General features: G+C 67.5%; 2 protein-coding genes. Both read right to left on the bottom strand.

From position 1 onward, the window contains the following. The coding region (locus VFV09_09305) for a pitrilysin family protein (protein HEU4867912.1) at positions 1-1,182 on the bottom strand (1,182 nt) is incomplete at its 3' end. A gap of 56 nt (positions 1,183-1,238) precedes the next feature. Beyond that, a partial coding sequence (locus tag VFV09_09300) for a polyribonucleotide nucleotidyltransferase (GenBank protein HEU4867911.1) occupies positions 1,239-2,349 on the bottom strand: 1,111 nt, incomplete at its 5' end.

The following is a 2,349-nucleotide window of genomic DNA, read 5'->3' as shown; positions in this document are numbered from 1 at the left end:
GGTGAACGGGCCGATGGCGGTCAGGATCCGCCCCTCGGGCCGCAGCAGGTCCTTGGCGACGGTGGCCACGTCGTCCAGCGACACGGCGTCGACCCGGGCGATGATCTCGTCGATCGACAGGATCTCCCCGCCGGTCACTTCCGACTTGCCCAGCCGGGTCATGCGGGAGGCGGGGTCCTCGAGCGCCAGCACGACTGCGCCGCGCATGTGGCCCTTGGCGTGGTCCAGCTCGGCCTGCGACACCCCGGCATCCAGCATCAGGTCCATCTCCTTGACGATCAGGTCCACCACCTCGCGGGCGCTGCCCGGGGCGGTCCCGGCGTAGATCCCGTAGGTGCCGGTCTCCATGAACAGGTTGCGGTAGGAGAACACCGAATACGCCAGCCCCCGGATCTCCCGGATCTCCTGGAACAGGCGGGAGCTCATCCCCCCGCCCAGCAGCACGTCCAGCACACCCCAGGCGAACCGGAGCGGGTGGCCGCTGGGGTACCCCAGGCCGCCGATGACGATGTGGGCGCCCTCGGTCTTGCGCTTAAGGACCCGGGTGCGGCTGTGCGCGATGGGGTCGACGGTCTCCCGGATCGCCCGGCCGGCGCTCTCGCCGAAGCCCTCGCCGACCCGGCGGACGACCTCGTCGTGTGCGATATTGCCGGCGGCCGCCACGACGATGTTGTGGGAGTTGTAGTTCTGGGAGTGAAAGGTCCTCAGGGCGTCCTGGTCGATCGACGCAACCGTCTCGACCGTCCCCATGATCTCCCTTCCCAGGGGGTGCTCGCCGAATACTGTCTGGGCGAAGAAGTCGTGGATCAGGTCCTCGGGGGTGTCCTCGTGCATCGCCAGCTCTTCGAGGATCACGTTGCGCTCCGCCTCGATGTCCGAGGTGGCTATCAGGGAGTTCTTGATCATGTCGGAGAGCACCTCGGCTGCCATCGGCAGGTCCTTGTCCAGGACCCGGCCGTAGTAGCAGGTGTACTCCTTCTCGCTGAAGGCGTTGGCTTCGCCGCCGCAGGAGTCGAAGATCTCGGCTATGTCCCGGGCCGACCGGGTTTTGGTGCCCTTGAAAAGAAGGTGCTCGAGGAAGTGCGACGACCCCTGGAGTGGGGCCGGCTCATCGCGTGAGCCGACCCCCACCCAGTACCCGAGTGCCACGGAGCGCACCTCGGGCATGTGTTCGGTCAACACCGTCAGTCCGCTGGGCAGGACCGTCCTTTCGAACGGCCGGTGCGGGCTTGTCGTTGCTACCGCCTTCCGGCGGGACGGCGGCCGCGGTCTCCGCCCCGGTCGCCGTCACGGCGGGGACGGTCGCCCCCGGGACGGGACTGGCGGGGGTTCTTGGCCTCGTAGTCGTCGGGCAGCTCGGCAACCCGGGGAGGCAGGGTGACGGGCGTAAGCGAGATCTTGCCTCGGGAGTCGATCTCGGTGACCTCGACCTCCAGGGTGTCGCCCTCGCTGAGGACGTCCTCCACCCGTGCCAGGCGGATGTCTCCGCCGAGCTTGCTGATGTGCACCAGGCCGTCGGTTCCGCCGGTCAGGTTCACGAATGCGCCGAAGTCGACGATCTTGACCACACGGCCCATGAAGCGCTCGCCGGGCTCCGGGATCTTGGGGTTGGCGACCTCTTCGATCATGCGGCGTGCCTCGTCGGCTGCCGACTGCTCGACCGCTCCGATGCGGACGGTGCCGTCGTCCTCGATGTCGATCTGTACGCCGGTGAGGGCGACGATCTCGTTGATCCGCTTGCCCTTCGGGCCGATGACCTCGCCGATCTTGTCGATCGGGATCTTGATGGCGATGACCCTCGGGGAGTTCGGGTTGAGCTCCTCGCGGGGAGCGGGGAGCACCTCGGCAATCTTGCCCAGGATGTAAAGGCGGGCGTCACGAGCCTGGTTCAGGGCAGCAGCCAGGACCTCGGTCGGGATGCCGGTGATCTTGGTGTCCAGCTGCAGGGCGGTGATCATGCCTGCGGTGCCGGCAACCTTGAAGTCCATGTCGCCGTAGCCGTCCTCGGCGCCCAGGATGTCGGTCAGGGTGACGAACTTGTCCCCCTCGTTGATCAACCCCATGGCGATGCCGGCGACGGGGGCCCTGAGGGGCACACCGGCGTCCATCATGCACAGGCTCGATGCGCAGACGCTGGCCATGGAGGTCGAGCCGTTGGAGCTCATGACCTCGCTGACCACGCGCAGTGCGTAAGGGAAGACCTCGGGGTCCGGGATGACGGGCAGCAGTGCCCGCTCGGCCAGGGCGCCGTGGCCGATCTCACGCCGCTTGGGACCGCGCATGAAGCCGGTCTCGCCGGTGGAGAAAGGAGGGAAGTTGTAGTGGTGCATGTAGCGCTTGGAGTCCTGG

The organism is Actinomycetota bacterium (assembly GCA_035759705.1).
Classification (GTDB): Bacteria; Actinomycetota; CADDZG01; order JAHWKV01; family JAHWKV01; genus JAJCYE01.
The sequence above is the reverse complement of the archived record's forward strand: the minus strand, read 5'-3'. Positions and strand labels throughout refer to the sequence as shown.